Origin of the sequence: Burkholderia sp. F1 (genome assembly GCF_050813845.1) — a bacterium.
GTDB classification, from domain to species: Bacteria; Pseudomonadota; Gammaproteobacteria; order Burkholderiales; family Burkholderiaceae; genus Burkholderia; species Burkholderia ubonensis.
This window is the reverse complement of record NZ_CP172422.1, coordinates 2215138-2237624: the sequence shown is the minus strand read 5'-3', so window position 1 is coordinate 2237624 and position 22487 is coordinate 2215138. Positions and strand designations below refer to the sequence as shown.

The 22487-nt window shown below is 70.1% G+C and carries 19 protein-coding genes; 13 read left to right on the top strand and 6 right to left on the bottom strand.

The window, feature by feature from the left end; genetic code table 11:
• Positions 1-66: 66 nt before the first annotated feature.
• Positions 67-885: an alpha/beta fold hydrolase gene (locus tag ACFIMZ_RS28555; protein ID WP_431822821.1), complete on the top strand. Its 819-nt coding sequence runs from the start codon at positions 67-69 to the stop codon at positions 883-885.
• Positions 886-931: 46 nt separating this feature from the next.
• Here ACFIMZ_RS28555 and ACFIMZ_RS28550 read toward each other — a convergent pair whose 3' ends face one another.
• Positions 932-1246: a hypothetical protein gene (locus ACFIMZ_RS28550; protein ID WP_431822820.1), complete on the bottom strand. Its 315-nt coding sequence runs from the start codon at positions 1244-1246 to the stop codon at positions 932-934.
• Between the two features lie 461 nt (positions 1247-1707).
• Here ACFIMZ_RS28550 and ACFIMZ_RS28545 point away from each other — a divergent pair, with 461 nt between their 5' ends.
• The 8 genes from ACFIMZ_RS28545 (at position 1708) to ACFIMZ_RS28510 (ending at position 11088) form a co-directional block, all read left to right on the top strand.
• The gene (locus ACFIMZ_RS28545; RefSeq protein WP_431822819.1) at positions 1708-2652 is read left to right on the top strand and encodes a MurR/RpiR family transcriptional regulator; all 945 of its coding nucleotides are present in this window, start codon (positions 1708-1710) and stop codon (positions 2650-2652) included.
• Complete coding sequence (locus ACFIMZ_RS28540; RefSeq protein ID WP_431822818.1) at positions 2649-3626, top strand: isoaspartyl peptidase/L-asparaginase family protein; 978 nt, start codon at positions 2649-2651, stop codon at positions 3624-3626. Before ACFIMZ_RS28545 ends, ACFIMZ_RS28540 begins: the two co-directional genes overlap by 4 nt.
• 33 nt (positions 3627-3659) lie before the next feature.
• The gene (locus tag ACFIMZ_RS28535; RefSeq protein WP_431822817.1) at positions 3660-5603 is read left to right on the top strand and encodes a dipeptide ABC transporter ATP-binding protein; all 1944 of its coding nucleotides are present in this window, start codon (positions 3660-3662) and stop codon (positions 5601-5603) included.
• Between the two features lie 126 nt (positions 5604-5729).
• Positions 5730-7292 carry a glutathione ABC transporter substrate-binding protein GsiB gene (gene gsiB / locus ACFIMZ_RS28530; RefSeq protein ID WP_431822816.1) on the top strand — a complete coding sequence of 521 codons (1563 nt, stop codon included), beginning with the start codon at positions 5730-5732 and terminating at the stop codon, positions 7290-7292.
• A gap of 89 nt (positions 7293-7381) precedes the next feature.
• Positions 7382-8302 (top strand): glutathione ABC transporter permease GsiC, encoded by a 921-nt coding sequence (gsiC, locus tag ACFIMZ_RS28525; protein ID WP_431822815.1) that lies wholly within the window; start codon positions 7382-7384, stop codon positions 8300-8302.
• Positions 8303-8309: 7 nt separating this feature from the next.
• Positions 8310-9203, top strand: coding sequence for a glutathione ABC transporter permease GsiD (gene gsiD, locus ACFIMZ_RS28520; RefSeq protein WP_431822814.1), 894 nt, complete (start codon positions 8310-8312; stop codon positions 9201-9203).
• The gene (locus ACFIMZ_RS28515) at positions 9203-10264 is read left to right on the top strand and encodes a P1 family peptidase (RefSeq protein WP_431822813.1); all 1062 of its coding nucleotides are present in this window, start codon (positions 9203-9205) and stop codon (positions 10262-10264) included. The genes gsiD and ACFIMZ_RS28515 overlap by 1 nt, the downstream gene beginning before the upstream one ends.
• A complete protein-coding gene (locus tag ACFIMZ_RS28510) occupies positions 10261-11088 on the top strand; it encodes a M55 family metallopeptidase (protein ID WP_431822812.1) in 828 nt (275 codons plus the stop codon). Before ACFIMZ_RS28515 ends, ACFIMZ_RS28510 begins: the two co-directional genes overlap by 4 nt.
• A 402-nt stretch (positions 11089-11490) precedes the next feature.
• Here the strand turns inward: ACFIMZ_RS28510 and pcaG are convergent, their stop codons facing one another.
• From pcaG to ACFIMZ_RS28495, 3 genes are all read right to left on the bottom strand, one after another.
• Positions 11491-12087 (bottom strand): protocatechuate 3,4-dioxygenase subunit alpha, encoded by a 597-nt coding sequence (pcaG, locus tag ACFIMZ_RS28505; RefSeq protein WP_431822811.1) that lies wholly within the window; start codon positions 12085-12087, stop codon positions 11491-11493.
• Between the two features lie 3 nt (positions 12088-12090).
• Positions 12091-12798: a protocatechuate 3,4-dioxygenase subunit beta gene (pcaH, locus tag ACFIMZ_RS28500; RefSeq protein ID WP_431822810.1), complete on the bottom strand. Its 708-nt coding sequence runs from the start codon at positions 12796-12798 to the stop codon at positions 12091-12093.
• A gap of 333 nt (positions 12799-13131) precedes the next feature.
• Positions 13132-13809, bottom strand: coding sequence for a YebB family permuted papain-like enzyme (locus ACFIMZ_RS28495; protein ID WP_431822809.1), 678 nt, complete (start codon positions 13807-13809; stop codon positions 13132-13134).
• Positions 13810-13930: 121 nt separating this feature from the next.
• Between ACFIMZ_RS28495 and ACFIMZ_RS28490 the strand changes: the two genes are divergently transcribed.
• The 4 genes from ACFIMZ_RS28490 (at position 13931) to ACFIMZ_RS28475 (ending at position 16617) form a co-directional block, all read left to right on the top strand.
• Positions 13931-14668 carry a helix-turn-helix domain-containing protein gene (locus ACFIMZ_RS28490; RefSeq protein WP_431822808.1) on the top strand — a complete coding sequence of 246 codons (738 nt, stop codon included), beginning with the start codon at positions 13931-13933 and terminating at the stop codon, positions 14666-14668.
• Between the two features lie 111 nt (positions 14669-14779).
• Positions 14780-15781: a pca operon transcription factor PcaQ gene (gene pcaQ / locus ACFIMZ_RS28485; protein ID WP_431822807.1), complete on the top strand. Its 1002-nt coding sequence runs from the start codon at positions 14780-14782 to the stop codon at positions 15779-15781.
• A gap of 103 nt (positions 15782-15884) precedes the next feature.
• Entirely contained in the window at positions 15885-16244 is a 360-nt protein-coding gene (locus ACFIMZ_RS28480; protein WP_431825388.1) for a type II toxin-antitoxin system RelE/ParE family toxin, read from the top strand.
• A gap of 76 nt (positions 16245-16320) precedes the next feature.
• A complete protein-coding gene (locus tag ACFIMZ_RS28475) occupies positions 16321-16617 on the top strand; it encodes a Fis family transcriptional regulator (protein WP_431822806.1) in 297 nt (98 codons plus the stop codon).
• Between the two features lies 1 nt (position 16618).
• Here ACFIMZ_RS28475 and ACFIMZ_RS28470 read toward each other — a convergent pair whose 3' ends face one another.
• Positions 16619-17908 (bottom strand): APC family permease, encoded by a 1290-nt coding sequence (locus ACFIMZ_RS28470; protein WP_431822805.1) that lies wholly within the window; start codon positions 17906-17908, stop codon positions 16619-16621.
• 110 nt (positions 17909-18018) lie between these two features.
• Positions 18019-22401, bottom strand: coding sequence for an Lhr family helicase (locus ACFIMZ_RS28465; protein ID WP_431822804.1), 4383 nt, complete (start codon positions 22399-22401; stop codon positions 18019-18021).
• Positions 22402-22487 lie beyond the last annotated feature (86 nt).

Genomic DNA, 22487 nt, shown 5'->3' with positions numbered 1-22487 from the left:
GCGCCGGGACGCCCGTTACGCCCGTTACAATCGCGTCTTCGGCTTCGTCACAAGGATAAAAGAACGATGCGTGCGGAGATGGAGGACGACGACCTCGGCCGGTTCGAAGCGCAGGGCGCCGCGCCGCTGCCGCCGGCTGGCTTCGAGGGCTGGCTGGAACATGACGGCGCGCGCATCTGGCATGCGTGCTACGGGGACGGCCCGCCGGTGATCCTGCTGCATGGCGGCCTCGGCCACGCCGGCAACTGGGGCTACCAGGTGCCGGCCGTGCTGGCGGCCGGCTATCGCGCGGTCCTGATCGACAGCCGCGGCCACGGCCGCAGCACGCGCGACGACCGGCCTTATTCCTACGAGCGGATGGCGTCGGACGTGCTCGCGGTGATGGATGCGCTCGGCCTCGACCGGGCCCGCTTCGTCGGCTGGAGCGACGGCGCGTGCATCGCGCTCGTGCTGGCTTCCAGGGCCCCCGCACGCGTGGAAAGCGTGTTCTTCTTCGCATGCAACATGGATCCGGGCGGCGTGAAGGCGATGGCGCCGAGCGCGGTGGTCGACCGCTGCTTTGCCCGGCACCGGAACGATTACGCGGCGCTGTCGGCGACGCCGGACGGATTCGAGCCGTTCGTGGCCGCGGTCAGCGAGATGATGCGGACGCAGCCCGACTACTCGGCGAAGGAACTCGCCGCGATCGACGCGCCCGTCGCCATCGTGCTCGGCGAGCACGACGAATTCATCCGGCCCGAGCATGCGGCTTATCTCGCGCGGACCATTCCGGGTGCGACGCTGACGATCCTGCCGGGCGTCAGCCATTTCGCGCCGCTGCAGCGCCCGGCCCGATTCAATGCGGCGATGCTGGCGTTTCTCGGCCAGCGCAAGCCCGTTTATTAGCGTGAACAGCCACTAGCTCCCGCGCGTTCCGTTCCGTCTGCCGGACCTACGGCTCTCGCCGCGCGCGCAGCATCAGCCACGCGCATCCGGCGGCGACCATCGCCAGCCCGCCGAGTACCGCTTCGACGCCGAGCGCGAAGCCGCCGGGCATCTCGCCGACGCTCGATTCGGGCGACTGCCCGGCGAACATCGCGCCCGCGCCGCCGATCAGCAGCGCCGCGCAGACGATCCAGTAGACCTTGCCGCGCCGCCCGGCCGCCCGGATTCGCCAAAGCGCGAGCCCGAGCCCGGCGAGATACAGCAGCGCGAGCGTGCCGAGCGCGATGGTGTCGCCGACGAGATCGTGCGACACGCCGCTCATCGTGCGCCCGCGGAAACAAAGCCCGCCGTCGTTCCACCTCCGTCGCATGTCCGGGCGCGCGGCATCGGCCGATGCGTGTGCTTGTCGGCCGCGAGGGACGGCGGGATGACCCGCGGCCTGAACGTCGTGCGGGGCAAGGGACGGGAGTCTGACATGGTTGGCATCCAGAAGAGGGGGCACGAGACGGAACGCCGCCCGCCGCACGCATTCGCGCGGCAAGCCCGGACGCCGCGGACGCGTGTGATGTTACCGCGTGAATGGGCTGCAACGGAGGGCAATGCAGGGAGGAAGCGGCCATTGCAAGCGATGCTTCGGATTGTCCTGCGCGGTCGACCGACGATGAAGCGCATCCGCTCGCGCGCGCCGCATCGGGGATTCCCTGAGTCGTTGGAAATTTATTTTTTTCCTAATGTGGATTGTGTAAGTTTACTTTCACTTTCATTTGCCTGACCGTTGCCGTCATGTCGACACCTCATCCGTCCACCGCGTCCGATGCCGAGTTGTCGATCGCCGCGCGCATCGCGTCGGCGATGCCGTCGCTCACGCCGATTCACCGCCGGATGGGCGAATACGTGCTGGCCAATCCGTTCCGCGCGGCGACGATGCGGATCGACGAGCTTGCCCAGGCCGTCGACGCATCGATCGCGACCGCGAACCGCTTCGCGAAGGCGCTCGGCTTCGACGGCTATCCGGCGATGCGCGCGGCGCTGGTGCGCGGCTTCGAGGCGACGCTCGCACCGGTCGAACGGCTGCGCTCCGCGCAGGAACAGGAAGCCGGCGTGCGCGACGCCGCGTGGATCGACGCGGTGTTCAACCAGGCGGTCGAGAACATCGAGGACACGCGCGCGCAACTGAACGCGGCCAATGTCGAGGCGGCGGTCGAGGCGATCGTCGCCGCGCGCCGCGTGCTGATCCTCGGCGCGGGATCGAGCGCGTTTCTCGCGGGGCTGATGGAGCACGGGCTGTCGGTGTGCCACGACAACGTGCAGTCGCTCGCGCTGCTCGGCGGCCCGTCGCATGCGGCGCGGCGCCTGTACACCGCGGACGCGCGCGACCTCGTGATCGCGATCGCGTTTCCGCGCTACGTCGAGGACACGATCGAGCTGGCGCGCCGCGCGGCCGCACGCGGCGCACGGGTGCTCGCGCTGACCGACGGCCCGCATTCGCCGCTCGCGCCGCTCACGCCGCTGACGCTGTTCGTGACGGCGCAGCGGCGCTTCGCGGCGACGTCGGAAGCGGCCGTGCTCGCGATGATCGAGGCGCTGATCGACGCCGTCGCGCTGCGCACGCATCGCTCCGCGAAGGCCGCCGCGGAAATGACCGAATTCCTGTTGCCGTGGCTCACGCAGCCGCAGGCGGCGCTGCCGGCGACAGACCCTTCATCCACCGGTTCGAGGAAACCATGACTTCACCCGCGATCGTCGCGATTCACGGCGGCGCAGGCACGATCCTGCGCGAAGCGATGAACACCGACACCGAATTGCAATACCGCGCGGAACTGGCGGCGATCCTGCGCGCCGCGCAGGCCGTGCTCGCGGACGGCGGCAGCGCGCTCGACGCGGTGACCGTCGCGGTGAGGATGCTCGAGGACTGCCCGCTGTTCAACGCGGGGCGGGGCGCGGTATACACGGCCGACGGCACGCACGAGCTCGACGCGGCGATCATGGACGGCGCGACGCTCGCCGCCGGCTCGGTCTGCTGCGTGACGCGCGTGCGCAACCCGGTGCTCGCCGCGCGGCGCGTGATGGAGGCGAGCGAGCACGTCATGTTCGCCGGCGCGGGCGCCGACGCGTTCGCCGCCGCGCAGGGGCTGGAGCTCGTCGAGCCCGGCTACTTCGGCACCGAAGCGCGTCACGCGCAGTGGGTCAAGGCGCGCGGCGCCGCCGGCGCGCTGCTCGATCACGACGCCGCGACGTTCGCGTTCGGCGACGGCGCGCCGCTCGACCCGGACCGCAAGCACGGCACGGTCGGCGCGGTCGCGCGCGACCTGCACGGCCATGTCGCGGCGGCGACGTCGACGGGCGGGATCACCAACAAGCAGCCGGGGCGGGTCGGCGACTCGCCGATCATCGGCGCGGGCTGCTACGCGGACGACGCGACCTGCGCGGTGTCGTCGACCGGCACCGGCGAGATGTTCATCCGGCTGGCGACCGCGCACGACGTTGCCGCGCAGATCGCGTACCGCAGCGTGTCGGTCGCCGAGGCCGCGTACGACGTCGTGATGAACAAGCTGCCGCGCATCGCGGGCCGCGGCGGGATCATCGCGGTCGACGCGCACGGCAACGTCGCGATGCCGTTCAACACCGACGGGATGTACCGCGGCTACGCGCGCGTCGGCGCCGCGCCCGTCGTCGGGATCTACCGCGACGACGCGGCCTGATTCCGGATCGCCCCAGATGCAGGAGACGCACGCATGACTCCGAACCGAACTCCGCCCGCGCTCGCATTGCCCGAGCAGCGCGTCGTCGCGGTCGACGACCTGTCGGTGACGTTCCGCCGCGAAGGCGTCACCTTCGACGCGGTGCGCGGCGTGTCCTTCCACGTCGATCGCGGCGAGACGCTCGCGATCGTCGGCGAATCCGGCTCGGGCAAGTCGGTCACGTCGCTCGCGCTGATGCGGCTCGTCGAGCACGGCGGCGGCACGATCACGAGCGGCCGGATCGCGTTCCGGCGGCGCAACGGCGCGCTGCTCGACCTCGCGCGGGCGAGCGCCGCGACGATGCGGGGCGTGCGCGGCGCGGACATCGCGATGATTTTCCAGGAGCCGATGACGTCGCTCAATCCGGTGTTCACGGTCGGCGACCAGATCAGCGAGGCGATCGCGCTGCATCAGTCGAAGAGTGCGTCGGACGCCCGCGCCGAAACGATGCGGCTGCTCGATCTCGTGCGGATTCCGGAGGCGCGCCGCGTGTTCGCGCGCTATCCGCACCAGCTGTCGGGCGGGATGCGGCAACGCGTGATGATCGCGATGGCGCTGTCGTGCCGGCCGGCACTGCTGATCGCCGACGAGCCGACCACCGCGCTCGACGTGACGATCCAGGCGCAGATCCTGCAGCTGATCCGCGGCCTGCAGGACGAGATGAACATGGGCGTGGTGTTCATCACGCACGACATGGGCGTGGTCGCCGAAGTGGCCGATCGCGTGCTCGTGATGTATCGCGGCGAAAAGGTCGAGGAGGGCGAGTCGGAGCGGATTTTCATGGCGCCCGCCCATCGCTACACGCGCGCGCTGCTCGCGGCGGTGCCGCGTCTCGGGTCGATGCAGGGTACCGACGCGCCGGAGAAATTCCCGCTGCTGAAGGTCGAGGCGGCCGCGCCGGCGAACGGCACGGCGCCGGCGCCGGCGGGCGCGGCCATCGCCGAAGTGGCGGGAGATGCGAAAGGGGCGGCCGTGCTCGCCCAGCCGCGCGTCGATCCGCACGCGCCGCCGATCCTGCGCGTGCGCGACCTCGTCACGCGCTTTCCGGTCAGGAGCGGCCTGTTCGGCCGCGTGTCGCAATACGTGCATGCGGTCGAGCGCGTGAGCTTCGAGCTGCGCGCGGGCGAGACGCTCGCGCTCGTCGGCGAATCCGGCTGCGGCAAGTCGACGACCGGGCGCTCGCTGCTGCGCCTCGTCGAGTCGCAAAGCGGCTCGATCGAATTCGACGGCCGCGACATCAGCGCGCTGAAGGGCCCGGACCTGCAGGCGTTGCGCCGCAATATCCAGTTCATCTTCCAGGACCCGTTCGCGTCGCTGAACCCGCGCCTCACGGTCGGCTTCTCGATCATGGAGCCGCTGCTCGTGCACGGCGTCGCGAGCGGCGCGGTGGCGCAGGAGCGGGTCGACTGGCTGCTCGACAAGGTCGGGCTGCCGGCGGAGGCCGCGCGCCGCTATCCGCACGAATTCTCCGGCGGCCAGCGCCAGCGGATCGCGATCGCGCGCGCGCTCGCGCTGAACCCGAAGGTCGTGATCGCCGACGAGTCGGTGTCCGCGCTCGACGTGTCGGTGCAGGCGCAGATCGTCAACCTGATGCTCGACCTGCAGCGCGAGCTGGGCGTCGCGTACCTGTTCATCTCGCACGACATGGCGGTGGTCGAGCGCGTCAGCCATCGCGTCGCGGTGATGTATCTCGGCCAGATCGTCGAGATCGGCCCGCGCCGCGCGGTGTTCGAGGCGCCGCAGCATCCGTACACGAAGAAGCTGATGAGCGCGGTGCCGGTCGCCGATCCGGCGCGCCGGCACGCGCCGCGCCAGCTGCCGGCGGACGAGGTGCCGAGCCCGATCCGCGCGGCCGGCGACGAGCCGGCGGTCGCGCCGCTCGTCGCGGTCGGCCCCGATCACTTCGTCGCGACGCATCGCGTCGGCGGCGCGTACTGACGCGCGGAGGCGGCGATGGACCGCAGTTGCGCACGCGCGAGGCAGAGACGGTTGTTTCCCGAGCGGAGGCAGTCATTCCGCGATTCCCACCACGCGTCACCGAATCATGCACAGGAGCCAGGCCACATGAACAAATCGCTTTCGTTCCCGATGTTCCGTCCGCGCGCGCTGCTCGCCACGGGCGCGAGCGCGTTCGCGCTGGCGGTCGCGCTGCCTGCGTTCGCGCAGCAGACCGCGGTGATCGCGGTCGGCGAGACGTTCACGACGATGGACCCGTACGATTCGAACGACACGGTGTCGCAGGCGGCCGCGAAGTCGTTCTACGAGGGGCTGTTCGGCTTCGACAAGGACATGAAGCTCGTCAACGTGCTCGCGACGAGCTACACGGCGTCGCCCGACGCGAAGGTCTACACGGTCAAGCTGCGCCAGGGCGTGAAGTTCCAGGACGGCACCGATTTCAACGCGGACGCGGTGAAGGTCGTGTTCGACCGCGTGACCGATCCGGCGAACAAGCTGAAGCGCTACAACCTGTTCCGCGTGATCGAGAAGACCGAGGTCGTCGATCCCAATACGGTGCGGTTCACGCTGCGCGAGCCGTTCTCGGCGTTCATCAACACGCTCGCGCATCCGTCCGCGGTGATGATCTCGCCGACGGCGCTGAAGAAGTGGGGCCGCGAGATCGGGCTGCATCCGGTCGGCACCGGGCCGTTCGAGTTCGTCGAGTGGAAGCAGACCGACGACATGAAGGTGAAGAAATACGCCGGCTACTGGAAGAAGGGCTACCCGAAGATCGACATGATCGACTGGAAGCCCGTGATCGACAACAATACGCGCGCGGCGCTGATGAAGGCCGGCCAGGCCGACCTCGCGTTCCGGATTCCGTATGAGCAGGTCGCCGACCTGAGGACCAATCCGAAGCTCGACGTGGTCGAGCGGCCGTCGATCGTCGTGCGCTACATCTCGCTGAACACGCTGCAGAAGCCGTTCGACAATCCGAAGGTGCGCCAGGCGCTCAATTATGCGATCAACAAGGATGCGCTCGCGAAAGTCGCCTTCTCGGGCTTCGCGATGCCGGCGCCGGGCGTCGTGCCGCCGGGCGTCGAGTACGCGACGAAGACCGGCCCGTGGCCGTACGACCCCGCGAAGGCGCGCGCGCTGCTGAAGGAGGCCGGCTATCCGAACGGCTTCGAGTCGACGCTCTGGTCCGGCTACAACAACACGACGTCGCAGAAGGTGATCCAGTTCGTCCAGCAGCAGCTCGCGCAGGTGGGCGTGAAGGTGCAGGTGCAGGCGCTCGAATCGGGCGAGCGCGTCGCGAAGGTCGAGAGCGCGCAGGACCCGGCGAGCGCGCCGGTCCGGATGTTCTACATCGGCTGGTCGTCGTCGACCGGCGAGGCGAACTGGGCGCTGACGCCGCTGCTCGCGTCCGCGTCGAAGCCGCCGAAGCTGTTCAATACAGCGTACTACCAGAACGGCATCCTCGACGACGCGCTGGACAAGGCGCTGGCGACCACCGACCGCGCGAAGAAGGCCGAGTACTACGCCACCGCACAGAAGCAGGTCTGGGCCGACGCGCCGTGGATCTTCCTCGTGCAGGAAAAGATCGTCTACGCGCGCAGCAAGCGGTTGCAGGGCATGTACGTGATGCCCGACGGCTCGTTCAATTTCGACGAGATCTCGCTGAAGTAAGCGCATTAACTACGCACATTCGCGCGCGTCACGGCGCGCCGGTTCCGCGATGCCGTCGCGCCGGCGCGCCGCCCTGGTTCGGTGCCCTCATGCTGAATTTCATCGTCAAACGCCTGTTCGGCCTCATGCCCACGCTCGCGATCGTCGCGGTGCTGGTGTTCCTGTTCGTGCACCTGCTGCCGGGCGACCCGGCGCGGCTCGCGGCCGGCCCCGAGGCCGACGACGCGACCGTCGCGCTGGTGCGCGCCGATCTCGGCCTCGACAAGCCGATGCCGGCGCAGTTCGCGAACTTCTTCGTGAAGGTCGCGCACGGCGACTTCGGCAAGTCGACGCGCAGCAAGCGCGCCGTGTCCACCGAGATCGGCGAGCGCTTCATGCCCACGCTGCTGCTGACGATCGTCAGCATGGGCTGGGCGACGCTGTTCGGGATGGCGATCGGCATCGCGTCGGCCGTGTGGCGCAACCAGTGGCCGGATCGCGTCGGCATGACGCTCGCGGTGTCCGGCATCTCGTTTCCCGCGTTCGCGCTCGGCATGCTGCTGATGGAGATCTTCTCGGTGAAGCTCGGCTGGCTGCCGGTCGTGCCGGACGGCACGTGGAAGAGCTACGTGCTGCCGTCGCTGACGCTCGGCGCGGCCGTCGCGGCGGTGATGGCGCGCTTCACGCGCGCGTCGTTCGTCGAGGTGCTGAACGAGGATTTCGTGCGCACCGCGCGCGCGAAGGGCGTGCACGAGCCGACGGTGGTGCTCAAGCACTGCCTGCGCAACGCGATGATCCCCGTCGTCACGATGATGGGGCTGCAGTTCGGCTTCCTGCTCGGCGGCTCGATCGTCGTCGAGGCGGTGTTCAACTGGCCGGGGCTCGGGCGGCTGCTCGTCGATGCGGTGACGATGCGCGACTACCCGGTGATCCAGGCGATCGTGCTGCTGTTCTCGCTCGAGTTCATCCTGATCAACCTGACCGTCGACGTGCTGTACGCGGTCATCAACCCGACCATCCGGTTCAAGTGAGGCACGTATGAACGCGACCGTCCAGACCGCGGCCAGCGCCGCGTCCACTGCGATCCGCACGCCATGGCGCGAATTCTGGCGCAAGTTCCGCAAGCAGACCGTCGCGCTCGTCGCCGGCGGCTTCGTGCTGCTGCTCGTCGTGCTCGCGTTCGTCGGCCCGCACATCGTGCCGTTCGACCCGGAAAACTATTTCGACTACGACGCGCTCAACGCGGGGCCGTCCGCCGCGCACTGGTTCGGCGTCGATTCGCTCGGCCGCGACATCTTCAGCCGGATCGTCGCCGGCACGCGCATCTCGCTCGAGGCCGGCTTCTTCTCGGTCGCGCTCGGCGCGGTCGTCGGCACGTTCTTCGGGCTGCTCGCCGGCTACTACGAAGGCTGGTGGGACCGCATCACGATGCGCGTCGCCGACGTGCTGTTCGCGTTCCCTGGCATCCTGCTCGCAATCGGCGTCGTCGCGATCCTCGGCAACGGGATGATCAACGTGATCTGCGCGGTCGCGATCTTCAGCATCCCGGCGTTCGCGCGGCTCGTGCGCGGCAACACGCTGGTGCTCAAGCACATGACCTATGTCGAGGCCGCGCGCAGCATCGGCGCGTCGGACTGGACGATCCTCATGCGGCACATCCTGCCGGGCACCGTGTCGTCGGTCGTCGTGTACTTCACGATGCGGATCGGCACGTCGATCATCACCGCGGCGAGCCTGTCGTTCCTCGGGCTCGGCGCGCAGCCGCCGACGCCGGAGTGGGGCGCGATGCTGAACGAGGCGCGCGCGGACATGGTGAGCGCGCCGCACGTCGCGATCTTTCCGAGCCTCGCGATCTTCCTGACCGTGCTCGCGTTCAACCTGCTCGGCGACGGGCTGCGCGACGCGCTCGATCCGAAGCTGGAGCGCCGCTGATGGCCGCGCCGACGATGTGGACCGCGACGCTGCCCGCGGGGCCGCGCGGCACGATCGCCGACGTGCCCGGCGTGACGGTCGGCCATTGCACGCTCGACGGCGGTGCGGTGCAGACCGGCGTCACCGTCGTGAAGCCGCACGCGGGCGACGTGTATCGCAGCAAGGTGCCGGCCGGCGCGGCGGTGATCAACGGCTTCGGCAAGAGCGTCGGGCTCGTGCAGGTCGACGAGCTCGGCGTGCTCGATACGCCCATCGCGCTGACGAATACCTTCGGCGTCGGGGCGGTCGCGCACGCGCAGATCCGCGCGGCGATCGCCGCGAATCCGCGGATCGGCCGCGACTGGCCGACCGTCAACCCGCTCGTGTTCGAGTGCAACGACGGCTATCTGAACGACCTGCACGCGTTCGCGGTGACCGCGTCGCACTACGACGACGCGTGCCGCGCCGCGACGCGCGACGTCGTGCGCGGCGCGGTCGGCGCGGGGCGCGGGATGTCGTGCTTCGATCTCAAGGGCGGGATCGGTTCGGCATCGCGGATCGCGGTGGCCGCCGGGCGTTCGTATGCGGTTGGCGCGCTCGTGCTCGCGAATTTCGGCCGGCTGCCGATGCTGACGCTCGACGGCGTGCCGGTCGGACGGATCGTGACCGCGCGCACGGCGCCGGCCGCGCCGCCCGAACAGGGTTCGATCATCATGCTGCTCGCGACGGATGCGCCGCTCGACGCGCGGCAACTGGCGCGGCTCGCGCGCCGCGCGGCGGCGGGGCTGGCGCGCACGGGGTCGGTCTACGGCCACGGCAGCGGCGATATCGCGCTCGCGTTCTCGACCGCGTACACGATTGCCCATGACGCCCGGTTCGTGACACTGCCGGCGCTGCTCGCTGACAGCGTGCTCGATCCGCTGTTCCAGGCCGCGGCCGAAAGCATCGAACACGCGATCGTCGACGCGCTGCTGCAGGCGGTGACCGTTGCGGGGCGCGACGGTCATGCGCGGCAGGCGCTGCGCGACGCCGTTCCCGAGCTCGACCGCCTGCTCCACGAAGGACCCGCCACCCACTCATGAAGATCCTGATCTCGACCGATATCGAAGGCGTCGCCGGCGTGTTTGCCGTCGAGCAGACGCGGCCCGGCAACCCGGAATACGAGCGCGCGCGCCGCTGGATGACCGCCGAGGCGAACGCGGCGATCGAGGGCGCGTTCGCGGGCGGCGCGCAGGCCGTCTGGGTCAACGATTCGCACGGTGGCTTCCGCAACCTGCTGCCCGACGAGCTCGATGCACGCTCGCGCGTGGTGCTCGGCAAGCCGCGGATGCTCGGCATGATGGCGGGGCTCGAGCAGCGGCCCGACCTCGTGTTCATGATCGGCTATCACGCGAAGTCGCAGACGCGCGGGGTGCTCGCGCATACGATCAACAGCTTTGCGTTCACGCAGGTCTGGCTGAACGGCGTCGAGCTTGGCGAAGCCGGGTTGTACGGCGCGCTGGCGCAGGAATACGGCGCGCATGTCGCGCTGGCGTCCGGCGACGACGTGTTCGCCGAGGAGACGCAGCCGCTCTTTCCGGCCGCGCGCTTCGAGACGGTCAAGACGGCGGGCGGCGCGTCGAGCGGCGACACGCTGACGCCCGCGGCCGCGTGTGCACGCATCGCGGTCGCGGCGCGCGAGACCGTCGCGGGCGCTGTCGCGGCCGGCCGGCGCGCCGGCCCGCATCGGCCGGCGCCTGCCGCGTGCACGCTGCGCGTGCAGAGCGCCGCGCTCGCGGACCTGTTCTGCGTGCTGCCGTCGCTGGAGCGGGTGGATGCGGTGACGCTGCGGTTCGATGCACCGTCGGTCGAGCACGCAGTGCGCACGCTGAACAGCCTGTCGGCGATGTCGTTCATGCTGCGCTGATCGGCGCGGGCAAAAAAACGCGCGCCTGCCATATGGTCGGGCAGCCGCGCTCAAAGGCACTCGGTTGAACATCCACGCCAATCCGCGGTTGAGCGGCAGCGCATACTGGACGGGATTATTGCCCGCAGTGATGCAATATTGTCCGTCGAATGCCGATAGCATAGGCTATGCCGCATAACGCGCAAGAGGAATCTCTGCAAACGTTTGCAATTCTCGCCAGAGCCCCGTTTGGCGGGGCTGTGCGGCCTTTCATCTGACTTTCCGTTTCCGCGCAATTCGGCGTTCGCCGAATGACGTCGTGCTGCCGTCGACGAAACGAAACCGCCGCGCGCGACGATGCGGAACGCATCGCCACGCGCGGCGGCGGGGCAAGCGCGAGGCCGGCCTGCGCCGGCGCGTCGCTCAGACGTCGAAGAACACCGTTTCCGCCGGACCCTGCATGCGGATGTCGAAGCGGTAGATCGTCGGGCCGCCCGGCTGCGTTTCGCGCTTGGCGACGAGCGTCGCGCGGCGCTCGGCCGGCACCGCGTTCAGCACCGGATCGGCCGCGTTGGCCGCCGCTTCGTCGTCGAAGTACACGCGGGTGAACGCATGGCTGAGGATCCCGCGCATCATCACCGTCACGTTGACGTGCGGCGCGTCGTCGTCGGCGGCGGTCCGGCCCGGCTTGACCGTTTCGACGACGAAGCGATGTTGCGCGTCGGTGCCGGTGCCGACCCGCGCGAAGCCCGTGAAACCGGTCTGCGCGATGTCGTCGCGCGATGCCGGGTAGCGGCCCGCGCCGTCGACTTGCGTGAATTCGAGCACCGCGTCGCTGACGACGTTGCCGTCGCCGTCGAATACCTGGCCGACCAGCAGCACGTGTTCGCCCGCCGCGTGCGGCGCGGCGATCGTCGGCGTGAACAGGCTCTTCAGATCGTAGTTGTACTGCTGCGGGCACAGGCCGTAAGCGAAGTACGGGCCGACCGTCTGCGAAGGGGTTTGTTTCAGCGTCGTCATGGTTCAGCGCTCCATCGGGGTGGCGTCGCGGCCGCGCAGCACGATGTCGAATTCGTAGCCGAGCGCATAGCCTTCTTCGGTGATGTCCAGCGAGAAACGCGAGATCAGCCGGTCGCGCGCCGCTTCGGGCGTGCCCTGGAAGATCGGGTCGTGCGCGAGCAGCGGATCGCCGGGGAAATACATCTGCGTGACGAGGCGCGAGCCGAAGTAGTCGCCGAACAGCGAGAAGTGGATGTGATTCGGACGCCACGCGTTCGGGTGATTGCCCCACGGATACGCGCCCGGCTTGATCGTCAGGAAGCGGTAGCGGCCTTCGTCGTCGGTCAGGCAGCGGCCCGCGCCGAGGAAGTTCGGGTCGAGCGGCGCGTCGTGCTGGTCGACCTTGTGCACGTAGCGGCCGGCGGCGTTCGCCTGCCAGACCTCGACGAGCGTGTTGCGGACCGGCTTGCCGCCTTCGTCGACCACGCGGCCCGTGACGACGATGCGCTCGCCGAGCGGCTCGCCGTTCTTCACCGCGTTCTTCGTCAGGTCGTGATCGAGCGCGCCGAGATCTTCGGCGCCGTACACGGGCGCGTACTGGTCGCGCAGCTTCTCCTTCAGCGGAATCAGCGGCCGGGTGGGACCGCGCTTCACCGACGAGCGGTATTCGGGATGGATGTACGCGGGATGCGACGGCCAGTCGCGCGGGGTGAGGATCGTGGGGGAATCCATCGGGCGTCTCCTGATAGGTTTTCGAGAGAGGGGATGGCAGGACTTTAGCCAATCCGGAAAGTTATGCAAAATGACGTTTTTTCGCGGGACGCATAACGAATTGTTATGTGAGCCGATGGCGCGGGGATTCGGGATGCAGCGGGCGTCACGTGCGCTCCGCCAATGAAAAAAACGCCGGGCGGCGGCTGCCGCTCCGGCGGATAAAGCGATCGGGCTCGCGTATCGTCGGTGACGAACGTTGCACGGCCCTCCAGCCAGCCCGTCGCTGCTTGTTTGTCATTTTTCTTGTGGTTGTCCTGTGTGGTCTGCGTCGCGCTCGAAGTATCCGGCGCGTCAGGCGCGGCGCGGATCGAACACGATCCCGTCGAATTCGAGCGTCAGCCGGTCGCAGCGCAGCAGGCTCGCGGGCGTGACCGTCTCGCGGGCCCACGGAATGCGCCCGAAATACCACAGCCGCCAGAACCCGAGCTTCGCGTCGGGGCGGCGCGCGAGCAGCGTCGAGAACGTCTCGACGTCGCCGATCTCGACGCCCGTCGCGTCGCCGAGCACCTCGCGCACGTAGCGCGAGCAGAACTGGCGCCGCGAGCGCAGGTTGAAGCCGGTGTCGTACAGCGTGCCGATCCGCTGTTCGGCGGCGGCCTGCATGCGGCGCTGCTCGTCAGCGGTCGGCGGCGTCGCGAGCCGCGCCAGCGCGACGCGGCCGCCTTCGGAGCGTTGCACGAAGCGCGTGAGCGGCGTCAGCTTCGCCCACGGAAACGTGCTCTCCGCGACCACGGGTTCCGCGCCCGACGTGTCGACGACGATCCCGACATGGTTGGTCCACGTCCCCGTCGCGTCCGCCACTTCGCGGAACGGGCGCACCGGCACGCGGATGAACGCGAGATCCCCGATGTGCGCGCCGGCGGCGAGCGTGCGCACGGTCGCGAGCGGCAATGCGCGATCGGTTTCGCGGGCGTCGCGCGGTGCGGCGCGATGCGGGGCGGTTGCGGCGGTTTCGGTTCGGGTGGTCATCGCATCTCCGTCGATCAGTGACAGGTCGGAGAGGATTATGCAGACAAGTATCAGGAACCGTGCGACAGTACGCGCCGGTAGCCTGGAATTTCACCTGAAGCATCATTTTTCAATACCAACCATGACCGAAACCGCCCAGCTCATCGACACGCTGAAGCGCCTGCTGAAGGCGCAGGGCATGACTTACCGCGACGTCGCCCGTTCGCTCGCGGTGTCCGAGACAAGCGTGAAGCGCCTGTTCGCGAGCGAGCGCTTCACGCTCGAGCGCGTCGTCCAGATCGGCGAACTGCTCGGCTACACGCTCGCCGAGCTCGTGCAGGAAGCGTCGGCGTCCGCGCCGCGGCTGCACATGCTGACCGAACAGCAGGAAGCGCTGCTCGTCTCGGACGAGAAGCTGCTGCTGGTCGCCGTCTGCGCGATCAATTACTGGACCGTGGACGACATCATCGCGGCCTATCGCGTGACGAAGGCCGAATGCCTGAAGTACCTGCTGATGCTCGACCGGATGAACGTGGTCGCGCTGCTGCCGGGCGACCGGATCCGCGTGCGCGTCGCGCGCGACTTCGACTGGCTGCCGGGCGGCCCGATCCGTCGCTACTTCCACGCGCATGCGCTCGGTGATTTCCTCGACAGCCGCTTCGACGGCCCCGGCGAGACGATGACGTTCTCGCAGGGGATGCTGACCGAGGCGGCCGCCGCGGAGCTCGAACAGGAGTTGCGCCGGCTGCGTGGCAAGGCGGCCGCGCTGCATGCGGAATCGTCGTCCGCGCCGCTGGGGCAGAAGCACGGCACCGGGTTGCTGATCGCGAAGCGGATCTGGGAGCCGGCCGGCTTCGAGGCGCTGCGGCGGGCGGCGTGATGGGGCGGCGGCAGGCGGAGACCGAACGACGAAAGTCGGAAGGCAGGGCTTGGGAGTACCCGAAAAGTTATGCAAAATGGCAATTCACCGTCATTCGCATAACCGTCTGTTATGGCTAACCGTATCGCCGATGGCCGCGTCAAGTTCCGGCACCTGCAGTGTTTCCTCGCGGTCGCGCAGTTGGGGGGCGTGCAGAAGGCGGCCGAGAGCCTGTCGATCACGCAGCCGGCCGTCTCGAAGACGATCGCCGAGCTGGAGTCCATCCTCGGCGTCAGGCTGTTCGAGCGCAGCCGGCAGGGCGCGCGCCCGACGCGCGAAGCGCAGCTTTTCATGCCGCATGCGAACGCGTGCGTGCTCGCGCTGCGGCAAGGCGTCGGGCTGCTGGCGCACGAGGGCGGCGGCGCGGTGGCGACGCTCGAGATCGGGATGCTGCCGACCGTTGCGGCGTCGCTCGCGCCGGCGTTGATGAAGGCGCTTGCCGTGCGCTGGCCGCGCGTCGTCGTGCGGCTCGCGACCGCCGCGAATGCCGAGCTGCTCGAACGCCTGAAGGCGGGCGCGATCGAGTGCGCGATCGGGCGGCTGTCGGAGCCGGAGCGGATGGTCGGGCTCGCGTTCGAGCAGTTGTACAACGAGCCGCTCGTCGCCGTCGTGCGCGCCGGGCATCCGCTGATGGCGAGCGCCGCGCCGGCCGCCGAGCTTGCGCGCTACCCGGTCGTGCTGCCGCCGTACGGCACGCTGATCCGGCAATCGGCCGAGCAGCTGCTCGGCGCGTGCGGCGCGCCGCCGCTGGATGCGTTCATCGAAGTGCTGTCCGTGTCGGTCGCGCGCGCGCTCGCGCTCGAGAACGACGCGGTCTGGTTCGTGCCGCAGTACGCGGCCGAATACGACCTGTCGACCGGTGCGCTCGCGCGTCTGCCGCTGCCGTCGGCCGGCACCGACGAGCCGGTCGGGCTGATCCTTCGCACCGATGCCGAGCCATCACCCGTCGCGCGCACGCTGATCGACGCGGTGCGGGAAATCGCGCGGGCACGGTTAGGTGACGGGCGGCCGGGGGAGGCATCGCAACGCGGCCGGCGGCGCACGCGCGGCAGTAACGCGGCAAAGCCGCGCTGACGCGCTGCGCGAACCGGACGCGGGAGATTGGCCGGTCGGCTGAGGTTCGCTTTCGTCGCGCTTGGCCTATCGTACCAATTTTGGTACGATAGGCGGCAAGACGATGGCGAGACAGCAATTGCAGGCGACGCTGGCCGTGCGGTTCTTCGGCACGGTCGGTGGAAACGAACCGGTCCGCGAATGGCTCAAGGGTCTCGAGCCGGCGGAGCGGAGGGCGATCGGAGAGGAGATCAGGACGGTTCAACTCGGCTGGCCGCTTGGCATGCCGTTGGTTCGGAAGATGTCGAAGGATCTGTGGGAGATCCGGGTTACGCTTCCGACGCGAATCGCGCGAGTCTTCTTCACCGTCGTCGACGATACGATGGTCCTGTTGCACGGGTTCATCAAGAAGTCGCCGACCACACCGCCAGACGATCTCGACGTCGCAAGGTCTCGACTGAAAGCCGTGAGCAACGGCATCTGAATTCCGCGTATGCGGTGCCGGTTGGTGCCATCAAGGACGACCGGGCAGCGGGCAACGCAAAGCTATGGAGTACGACATGACGACCACGAACAACCGCCACATCGGCAGTGACTTCGACGCTTTCCTCGAAGAGGAGGGCATCCTCGAGGAGGTCACCGCGACCGCCATCAAGCGGGTGATCGCGTGGCAGATCGGGCAGGAGATGAAGGCGCAGCACATCACGAAGACCGCGATGGCCGCGCGGATGAAAACCAGCCGCGCGGCGCTCAACCGCCTGCTCGACGAAACCGACACGAGCCTCACGCTGACGACGCTCGCGAGCGCTGCCGCGGCGCTCGGCAAGCGGTTGAGCTTCGAGCTGGTGCCGGCGTGAGTCAGCGGCTGCGGCCGGCCACCCGCAGATAGAGCAGCGCCGCGCCCGCCAGCAGCAGCGGCCAGACGAGATACCACCCGGTCGTCAGGAACAATCCGGCGACCGCAACCAGCGAGATCCACGCGCAGCGATGCGCGATGCCGCCGCGCGGCAGCAGTTTCAGCGCCGCCGCGGCACCCAGCCCGTACACCATCACGAAGCAGCCGGACGTGACGAGCACCAGCGGCTTCGGCCCCACGCCGGCGAGCGTCGTCGCAACCAGCGCAAGCGCCGCGAGCGTGGCGATCACGGCGAGGCTGCGGCGCGGCACGCCGCCGACCTGGCTGCCCTGCGCGAGCCAGGCCGGCAGCGCGCCGTCGCGTCCGAGCGCCGCACCCAGCTTGGCCGCGCCCGCGAAATACGCGTTCATCGTGCCGAGCGTCAACAGCAGCGCGCCTGCGGCGGCCAGCACCTGCGCGTGAGCGCCGATGCCGCGTGCGATCAGCTCCGCGAGCGGCGCGCCGGACGCGCCCGCGGACGGGCCGAGCACCGTCACGCTTGCCGCCGCCACCGACAGATACAGCAGCCCGACCACCACGACCGCGATGCCGGCCGAACGCGGCATGTCGTGCGCGGGGCGGCGGAATTCGGCCGCAAGATGCGTGATCGCTTCCCAGCCGGCGAAGCTCCAGACCAGCAGCGCGGCCGCCTGCCCGATCGCGAGCCAGCCGTGCGGCGCGAACGGCTGGAGATTCGACGTGCGCGCATGCGGGGCCGATGCGAGCACGGCGGCGAGCAGCAGCGTCACGAGCAGCGCGGACAGCACGAGCTGCATCCGCCCCGACACGGTGACGCCGAATGCGTTGGCCGCCGCCACGATCGCGATCAGCACGGCGGCCGTGACGACGACCGTCGCATGGCCGCCGCCTGTCACGGCCGCGACGTATGCGCCGCCGAACATCGCCGCGGCCGGCGCGCCAGCGGGCACCGCGAAGTAGAAGCACCAGCCGACGACCGCCGCGGCCTTCGGCCCGAACGCGCGGCGCGCGTAGGTCGAAACGCCGCCGGCATCGGGGAAGCGCGCGCCGAGCGCCGCGAACGTGGCCGCGAGCGGCGCGGACAGCACGACGAGCGCCGCCCACGCGAGCAGCGAGGCGGGACCGGCGACGTCGGCGGCGAGCGCGGGCAGCGCAATGACGCCGGTGCCGAGCACTGCGCCGATGTATAGCGCGGCGCCCTGGAAAATCGTCAGCGAGCCGGCGTGACGAGCGGGAGTTGACGACGCGACGTGCGGGTCGGCCGAGGAACGCATGTAGGGATGTCTCCGGAATCGTTGGGATCGGCGCCGGAAGCCGGCGCGGCAGAACGCCCGATGGTAGCGGAACGTCCGCCTCCGTGCGTGCGGCCAGTAGTCAGCGGATGTCAGGAGCGGCGCGCGAGCCGCACGCGCGCGTCCTCGCGCGCGGCGGGCGACAGGTCGGGCGCGTAGTGGAATGCGCCGGCGACGAGCGAAGCGACCGGCACGCCGTCGCGGAACAGCACGCGATTGCCGGCCAGCGCGGGCACCTTGTCGCCGGGCAGCAGCGTGCCGGCGAGGTTCAGCGGATCGGCGCCCGTCACGCAGACGAACTGGCCGCTGCCCGGCTGCCGCCGCAGCTCGCGCAGGATCGGGATCGCTTCGGGCAGTGCGAACTGTTCGCCCGCCAGCCCGGCGACGAAGCGGCCGCCGCGAATTTCGCCGCGCGCTTCCAGCCGCTGCAGCACGCGCACCAGCTCACGCCAGCCCGGCAGCCAGTCCGCTTCGCGTTCGAGCAGCCGCCAGAACACGACGCCGTAGCGGCGCAGCAGCGTCCATGCGATGTGTTCGAGCGCCTCGGGATCGGTCGCGGCGAGCGTGCGCGCCGGCTGACGCTGCGGCGTGTCGGCGGGCGGCGCGGGACGCTGCACGAGCGCCCAGCGTCCGGCGTCGTCCATGCCGCCGATCAGCGCGCCGCCGCGCCGGGTGCGCGGCGCATGGGTGGCGCTGCGCTTGACCGCCGGCTTCAGCAGCGCGCGCAGCCCCGCGAAGCTGTCCGCGTTCACGAGGCCCGACGACACGAGTTCGCCGAGCGCCTGTTCGAGTTCGACGGGCAGCATGTGCAGGTCGCCGAGCAGTTCGTCGAAGAACATCGCGCCATGCGCGGCGAGCGCGTCGCGCACCTGCGCCGCGCGCGCCGACAGCGCAGGTTGCGCGGCCGGGTCGCGCAGCGCCTGCCACGCGGCGAGATCGCGGCGCGGCAGCAGCACGATCGGCGTCGTCTTCACGGGCGTGCCCGCCGCGCGCGCCGGCGCGCCGATGCGGGTCCACACCAGCTTGCCGGAACGGCACAGCTCGTCGAGCCCGCCGGTCATGTAGTCGGCCAGCCGCGCGGGCAGCAGCGCGTCTTCCCATGCGCTCGCGGCCGCTTCGTAGCCTTCGAGCTGCTCGACGACGGCGGCGAGCGCGTCGCGGCCGGCGTCGCGGGTATCCGGCGTCAGATGCTGCCAGTGAAACAGGAACCGCATGAAATCGGCGCGCTCGACCGGCTCGATTTCGCGACGCAGGCGCTTCACCGTGTAGCGGTGGATGCGCGCAAGCAGATGGCGTTCGCACCATTCGTCGCCGGCCGCGGCCGGCGCAAACCGGCCGCGCATCACGTAGCCTTCCTGCTCGAGCGCGGCGAGGGCGGTCGCGACCGTCGCGACGGGCAGGCCGAGCGGCCGCGCGATCGCGTCGAGCGCGAGCGGCCCGAAGCCGGTCAGCCGCGCGCGGATCACGTCGACGAGCGCAGCGTCTGCTTCCCATGGATCGGCGCAAGCGGCCGGCACTTTCAACGCGGGCGTGCAGCGTGCGTCCGGATGCAGCGCGCGCAGGCAGACGAGCCGTTCGACCGGCACCCACAGCGCCGCGCCGCCCGGCGTGACCAGCTTCGTCGCGCGGCGGCGCTCGGCCAGTTCCGCGAGCCATGCGGGCCAGCCGTCATGCGCGCGCGCTTCGTCGTCGGCGACGCAGGCCAGGGTGAGCAGCGCCTCGTGCATTTCGTCCGCGTCGCGCACGAGCGGCCATGCTTCATCGCGCACCGCGGCGATCGCGTCGGCGTCGAGCGCGCCGAGATCGTCGGCGGATTCGGGGTCGCTCCAGCGGCGCGCCTGCACCGCCTGCGTGCGGCGCTCCTCGAGCGGCGCGTCGTCGAGGAACGCGTACGGCTTCGCGTTGAGGATCTCGGCCGCGAGCGGCGACGGCGCGGGCAGGTCGCGCGCGACCAGCTCGATCGCGCCGCCTTCGATCCGGTGCAGCAGCGCGAGCCAGCCGTCGGTGTCCATCGCGTCGTGCAGGCAGTCGTCGAGCGTCTGGTCGACGAGCGGATGCGATGGAATCTCGCGCTCGCCGACGATGTTCTCGAGACACGCGACCTGATCGGGGAACACGGTCGCGAGCAGGTCCTCGCTCTTCATCCGCTGCAGTTGCGGCGCGGTCCGCTTGCCGCCGGTGAAGCGCGGCAGCGCGAGCGCCGTCGTCGCGTTCCAGCGCCAGCGCACGCCGAACAGCGGCGCGTCGAGCAGCGCCTGCACCAGCACGTGCTCGGCGCTCGCCGCGCGCAGGTAGCGCCACACCTCGTCGAGCGCGAAGCTGTGCGCGAGCGACAGCGACAGGATGATCGCGTCGTCGGTCGCGGCGGCCTGCAGCTCGAAATTGAACGCGCGGCAGAAGCGCTTGCGCAGCGCGAGCCCCCATGCGCGGTTGATGCGGCTGCCGAACGGCGAATGGATCACGAGCTGCGTGCCGCCCGATTCGTCGAAGAAGCGCTCCATCACGAGCGTGTCCTGCGTCGGCAGCGTGCCGAGCGCCGCGCGGCTGCGCGCCAGGTAGTCGACGATCTGTCGCGCGGCGTCGGGCGACAACTGCAGCGCGTCGACGAGCCAGCGCAGCGCGGGCGCGAGACGGTGCTCGGCGGCGCCGGCGCCCGCCTGCCGGTCGCCCTCGGCGAACAGCGCGTCGAGCCGCGCGCGCAGCCGGCCGACCGCGGCCGACAACTCGTCGCTGCGGCCCGGCGCCTCGCCGAGCCAGAACGGAATGTTCGGCGACTGGCCCTGCGCATCCTCGACGCGCACGCGGCCCGTCTCGACGCGGATGATCCGGTACGACTGGTTGCCGAGCTGGAACACGTCGCCGGCCAGGCTCTCGATCGCGAAATCCTCGTTGACGGTGCCGACCTGGATGCCCTGCGGCTCGAGGAGCACCGCGTAGTCGGCCATGTCGGGGATCGTGCCGCCGGACGTCGTCGCGGTCATCATCGCGTTGCGCCGCCCGCGCACCGTGCCGCCGACCACGTCGCGGTGCAGGTACGCCGCGCGCACGCCGCGCCGGGTGGTGAAGCCTTCGGCCAGCATCCTCATCACGTCGTCGAAGCGCTCGCGGGACAGGCGCGCATAGGGCGCGGCCTGCGTGAAGCTTCGGTACAGCGCGTCTTCCCGCCATTCGGCGCATGCGACCTCGGCGACGATCTGCTGCGCGAGCACGTCGAGCGGCGCCTCGGGTATTCGCAGCGTGTCGAGCTCGCCGCGCCGCACGCAGTCGAGCAGCGCCGCGCATTCGACGAGCTCGTCGCGCGACAGCGGGAAGAGGCGCCCCTTCGGCACGCCGCCGACGTGGTGCCCCGAGCGGCCGACGCGCTGCAGGAACGGCGCGATGCCCCGCGGCGAGCCGACCTGGCAGACGAGATCGACGTCGCCGATGTCGATCCCCAGTTCCAGCGACGCGGTCGCGACGAGCAGCTTCAGCTCGCCGCGCTTCAGCCGCTGTTCGGCGTCGAAGCGGTGCTCTTTCGCGAGGCTGCCGTGATGCGCGGCGATCGCGTCCTTGCCGAGCCGGTCGGCGAGATGGCGGGCCATGCGCTCGGCGGTGCGCCGCGTGTTGACGAACACGAGCGTCGTGCGGTGCGCGGCGGCAAGCCCGGCGATCCGGTCGTACACCTGTTCCCACACGTCGGTCGCCATCACCGGTTCGAGCGGCACGTTCGGCAGCTCCAGCGCCAGATCGCGCTCGCGCGCGTGGCCCGTGTCGACGACCGTGCAGTCGCGCGGCGCGTCGGCGGGCCCGCCGACCAGGAAGCGCGCGACCGCGTCGATCGGCTTTTGCGTCGCCGACAGGCCGATGCGCGGCAGCGCGCGTCCGGTCAACGCGTCGAGCCGTTCGAGCGACAGCGCGAGATGGCTGCCGCGTTTGCTGTTTGCGAGCGCGTGGATTTCGTCGACGATCACGGACCGCACGCTCGACAGCATATGGCGGCCCGACGTCGACGACAGCAGCACGTACAGCGATTCCGGCGTCGTCACCAGGATGTGCGGCGCGCGCTTGCGCAGCGCGGCGCGCTCGGCCTGCGTGGTGTCGCCGGTGCGCACCGCGGTGCGGATCGCGGGCACCGGCAGGCCGAGCCGCGCGAGCGATTCGGCGATGCCGGCGAGCGGCGCGTCGAGGTTCACGTGGATGTCGTTCGACAACGCCTTCAGCGGCGACACGTAGACGACGAGTGTCGCGTCCGGCAGCGTGCCGTCGTGCGCGAGCGCGTCGCGCACGAGATCGTCGATCGCGCAGAGGAACGCGGTGAGCGTCTTGCCGGAACCGGTCGGCGCCGCGACGAGCGTCGAGCGGCCGGCCTTGATGTGCGGCCACGCGAGCGCCTGCGCGCCGGTCGGCGCGGCGAACGTGCGCTGGAACCACGCGGCGACGGCGGGGTGGAACACGTCGAGCACGCTGGCGGCGGGGCGGGTGGCGGTGACGTCCATCGAAGCGGCGAAATAGGGCTCAAGCAGGGCTCAAGCAGGGCTCAATCGGGGTGCAAGCGCGCCGATGCCGCACGGCGCGCGCGAAC